Consider the following 4,895-nt stretch of genomic DNA (forward strand, 5'->3'; position numbering starts at 1 on the left):
GCTGGCGGGACGGACGTCCGGCGCGGGGGCGGGTGGCGGCGCGGGCGGGCGGGGGAGGCGGTTGAGCGGCTCCACCCGGGGGAGCGCGGGCTGGCCCGCGTTGATGCTGAAGCCGAGCGTGAGGGGGATGCCGCGCTCCTCCAGCACCCGGGCCAGGGCGAGGTCATTGCTCTCGTCGGTGCCTCGCTCGTCCATCACGGCGTCGAAGACGATGGCGCGTGCGCCCTCGTCCACGAGGTGCTCGAAGACGCGTGCCCACAGGTTGCGCGAATAGGGGTAGACGCCGTAGTTGCGGACGTAGCGCTCGTTGTCCCGGATGCCCTGCAGCGTCTTGTCGTCGATGCCGACGATGACGACGTCCTGGGAGCGCGGGTGTCCCTTCGTGAAGAAGGTGAGGCCCTGGTCATAGGCGGCGCGCTCGGCGTCGCCCATCTTCAACAGGTCGTACTTCTGGCAGAGCGCGGCGCCCACGGTGGCGAGCACGGTCACCAGCAGCATGAACTTCCAGCCGTTGCGCAGCCGCAGGGCGTAGACGCGGAGGAAGGGCTTCATGGGCGGGCTGGCTCGAGACGGTGCGTCATGTCGCCGCCATGTTACGGCGCCGCGTTCAGACGGAGTCAACCCAGGGAGGCGGAGGCACTCACTCCCAGGAGAACTCGTACTCGCTGTCGAGTGGCCCCGTCGCTCGCCCCACCACCCTCACGCTCCGGGCGCCCATCAGGTCGAGCGTGGTCCGCAGTCCCCCCTCGTGGTACGCGAAGGGCATGAAGTTGCGCTGGAGGATGAGCCGGCCCTTCCTGGGGCTCTCCCACTCCACCCGGCGCTCTCCGTAGCTCATCGTCATCCGGTAGATGGCCTGGATGCTGCTCACCAGGGTCCGCACATCCTGGCCCGACAGGTGCCTGAGCGTCCTGCCCATGACGGAACCGAAGAAGTCCGTCATCGCCAGATGCCCCATCTGTCGCAGCGCTCCATCGAAGTCGCCGTACCGGGCGCTCAGCTCGCTCCCCGCGGTGTAGGTCACCCGGAGGAGCGCGCTGACGGGGTAGTTGAAGAAGTCGAAGAAGCGCCGCTCGCCGCTCGCCTCCAGGCAGCGCTCCACGGCCGCTTCGTCTCCGAGCGTCCGCACCAGCTCGAACATGCTGTTGAAGAACAGCCCGCGCACGGCGTCGCCCGGGGTCGCCAGGGCGAGTCGCCTTTCCAGCTCCTGCTTTCGTTCGGGCGGCAGTGCTCCACCGACTTCTGGCTCAGCGCTCGTGCTCATGGCCCCCCGGGGGCATGGGAGTGGGGACGGGTCGCCTCTGGTGCCGGTCGGTGGAGCATAGACCGGTGTGCCCGTGAGGCGCAGCCCCGGGGCCGGTGCGCCCGAAGGCCCATGTAGGTGTGGCGGGACGACCCGGACAGCCGGTGAAGTCACCCCAACCGTCCGCCCCTGGAACCCCCCGCAGGAACCCTTTGCAAGCCGCTGTCGGCGGGCCTAGAAGACCCCGCATCAGACGGACGGTAAGGAAGGACGGCACTCACAATGACGGACAGCTTCAAGAGCAAGAGCCAGCTCAAGGTGGGCTCGGCCACGCACGACTTCTACAGCCTCGCCAAGGTGGGCAAGGAGCACGCCTCCGTGGCGCGCCTGCCCTTCTCGCTGAAGATCCTGCTCGAGAACCTGCTGCGCAACGAGGACGGCCGCGTGGTGAAGCGCGAGCACGTCGAGAAGATGCTCGCCTGGGATCCCAAGGCCGAGCCGGACACTGAAATCTCCTTCCACCCGGCCCGCGTCCTGCTGCAGGACTTCACGGGCGTGCCCGCGGTGGTGGACCTCGCCGCCATGCGCGAGGCGCTCGCGTCCCTGGGGGGTGACCCGGCGAAGATCAACCCGCGCAACCCGGCGGACCTCGTCATCGACCACTCCTTCCAGGTGGACGTGTTCGGCACCACGGATGCCTTCCGTGCCAACGCGGAGCTCGAGTTCGAGCGCAACCAGGAGCGCTACGCCTTCCTGCGCTGGGGCCAGAACGCGTTCAAGAACTTCCGCGTGGTGCCGCCGGACGTGGGCATCTGCCACCAGGTGAACCTGGAGTACCTGGCCCAGGTGTCCTTCCGTCAGGGCAACGTGGTGTGTCCCGACACGCTGGTGGGCACCGACAGCCACACCACCATGGTCAACGGCCTGGGCGTGGTGGGCTGGGGCGTGGGCGGCATCGAGGCCGAGGCGGTGCTGCTCGGCCAGCCCATCACCATGCTGATTCCGCAGGTGATTGGCTTCAAGCTGACGGGCAAGCTGCCGGCGGGCGCCACGGCGACGGACCTCGTGCTCACCGTCACGCAGATGCTGCGCAAGAAGGGCGTGGTGGGCAAGTTCGTCGAGTTCTATGGCAACGGCCTCAAGAGCCTGTCGCTGCCGGACCGCGCCACCATCGCGAACATGGCGCCCGAGTACGGCGCCACCATCGGCTTCTTCCCGGTGGACGAGGAGAGCCTCAACTACCTGCGCTTCACCGGCCGCCCGGAGGAGCTCGTCTCGCTGGCCGAGGCGTACTTCAAGGAGCAGGGCCTCTTCCACACCGAGAGCACCCCGGACCCGGTCTTCACCGACACCCTGGAGCTGGACCTGTCCACGGTGGTGCCGAGCCTCGCCGGCCCCAAGCGCCCGCAGGACCGCGTGCCCCTCACGGAGATGAAGGCCGGCTACGAGAAGTCGCTCGTGGAGATGCTGTCGGCCGGCAAGAGCAAGGGCGAGGACGACGAGGGCGGTGGCAAGGCCAAGGCCCCCGCGGCCCCGGTGCCTCCCGAGCGCCTCAAGCAGACCGTCACCGTGAAGGCCGGCAACCAGAGCTACGAGCTGGGCCACGGCGCGGTCGTCATCGCCTCCATCACCTCGTGCACCAACACCTCCAACCCGGCGGTGCTGCTGGGCGCGGGCCTGCTGGCCAAGAAGGCGGTGGAGCGCGGCATCAACGTGAAGCCCTGGGTGAAGACGAGCCTCGCCCCCGGCAGCCGCGTGGTGACGGACTACCTCAAGGAGGCCGGCCTCATGCCCTACCTGGAGGCGCTCGGCTTCCACATCGTGGGCTACGGCTGCGCCACCTGCATCGGCAACTCCGGCCCGCTGCCGGAGCCCGTGGCCGAGGCCGTCACCTCGGGGGACCTGGTGGTGGCCGCGGTGCTCAGCGGCAACCGCAACTTCGAGGGCCGCATCAACCCGCACGTGCGCATGAACTACCTGGCCTCGCCGCCGCTGGTGGTGGCGTACGCGCTGTCCGGTGAGGTGGGCAAGGACCTGAACAACGAGCCGCTGGGCACGGACCGCAACGGCCAGCCGGTGTTCCTCAAGGACATCTGGCCCTCCGCCGAGGAGATCCGCGGCTTCATCACCTCCGCGGTGAAGCCGGAGCAGTTCCGCCACCAGTACTCGCGCGCCATGGAGGGCGACCAGCTCTGGCAGCAGCTCCAGTCGGGCGGGGGCAACACGTTCAAGTGGGACCCCAAGTCCACCTACGTGCGCCGGCCGACCTTCCTGGAGAACATCCCGGCCGAGCCCAAGCCGCTCTCGGACATCAAGGGCGCCCGGGTGCTCGCGCTGCTGGGCGACTCCGTCACCACGGACCACATCTCGCCCGCGGGCAACATCGCCAAGACGAGCCCGGCGGCCAAGTACCTCATGGAGCAGGGCGTGGAGCCCAAGGACTTCAACTCCTACGGCGCACGTCGCGGCAACCACGAGGTGATGGTGCGCGGCACCTTCGCCAACATCCGCCTGAAGAACCTGCTGGTTCCGGGGGTGGAGGGCGGCGTGACGGTCCACATCCCCACCCGCGAGCGGACGAGCATCTACGACGCCTCCATGAAGTACCAGCAGGAGGGCACGCCGCTGGTGGTGCTCGCCGGCGCCGAGTACGGCACGGGCTCCAGCCGTGACTGGGCGGCCAAGGGCACGGCGATGCTGGGCATCAAGGCGGTCATCGCCAAGAGCTTCGAGCGCATCCACCGCTCGAACCTGATCGGCATGGGCGTGCTGCCGCTGCAGTTCGAGGCGGGCCAGGACGCGCAGAGCCTGGGCCTCACCGGCCACGAGACGTTCGAGATCGTCGGCATCGCGGAGAACCTGGCGCCGCAGAAGAAGCTCACCGTGAAGGCCACGGGCGAGGGCGGCACCAAACAATTCACCGCGCTGTGCCGCATCGACACGCCCAACGAGCTCGACTACTACCGCCACGGCGGCATCCTGCTGTACGTGATGCGCCAGCTCGCCAAGGCGTAGTCACTCCGGAAGCACAACTCCCCTGACGGCCCGGTGTGCCCCTCGTGGCGCGCCGGGCCGTCTGTCTTTGGGGCCGGGGGCGCGCTACGGCGTGCGCTCGCAGCCGCAGCCGCACTCGTCGGCGAAGTGGGCGAAGCCCTCCGCGCAGGCGAACCGGATGACGGCGCATGTGTCGGGATCCCGCGCGATGTACGAGCGGTTGGGATCGTCGTAGTCGCAGGACAGCTTGTCCTTCTGGCAGCCGCAACCGCACTCGTTGAAGAACTGCCGGAAGCCTTCTTTGCAGATGAAGTCGATGAGGAAGCACTGCTCCGGGTCCCGGGAGACGTATTTCTGGCCGGGCTCCTTGTCGCAGGTGGGCTTCTTCTTCTCCTCCTGGCAGATGCCGCCGCAGTCGGCGCCGCCCTTGTTCGGGTCACAGTCGTCTCTGGGATCGTCGACGCAGATGAAGCCCTTGTCGCAGAGGAAGCCGGCGATGCCACCGCAGAACTCTCCCCCGGTCTTCTGCTCCTGGGGCTGGGACTGCTGCTGGGCCTCGACGGTGGGAGCGCAGGCCAGACCCAAGAGCGAGGCGCCAACGACGAGCACGCTGCAGCACATCAGGCGGATGGACATCCGGGAACCCTCCTTGTCGGGG

Annotated in this window: 3 protein-coding genes and 1 pseudogene; 1 reads left to right on the forward strand and 3 read right to left on the reverse strand. The window is 68.5% G+C overall.

Annotated elements, in window-relative coordinates:
* Both VF697_RS02715 and VF697_RS02720 read right to left on the reverse strand, forming a co-directional pair.
* A partial coding sequence (locus VF697_RS02715; protein WP_331091896.1) for a CHASE2 domain-containing protein occupies window positions 1-552 on the reverse strand: 552 nt, incomplete at its 3' end.
* A gap of 88 nt (window positions 553-640) precedes the next feature.
* Window positions 641-1,264 (reverse strand): TIGR02265 family protein, encoded by a 624-nt coding sequence (locus tag VF697_RS02720; RefSeq protein ID WP_331091897.1) that lies wholly within the window; start codon window positions 1,262-1,264, stop codon window positions 641-643.
* Window positions 1,265-1,525: 261 nt separating this feature from the next.
* Between VF697_RS02720 and acnA the strand changes: the two genes are divergently transcribed.
* Window positions 1,526-4,258: an aconitate hydratase AcnA gene (gene acnA, locus VF697_RS02725; protein ID WP_331091898.1), complete on the forward strand. Its 2,733-nt coding sequence runs from the start codon at window positions 1,526-1,528 to the stop codon at window positions 4,256-4,258.
* An 84-nt stretch (window positions 4,259-4,342) separates the two neighbouring features.
* Here acnA and VF697_RS02730 read toward each other — a convergent pair.
* Window positions 4,343-4,895, reverse strand: a pseudogene (locus VF697_RS02730) (hypothetical protein); the annotation flags it as partial.

The organism is Archangium sp. (genome assembly GCF_036388035.1).
Lineage (GTDB): Bacteria > Myxococcota > Myxococcia > Myxococcales > Myxococcaceae > Archangium.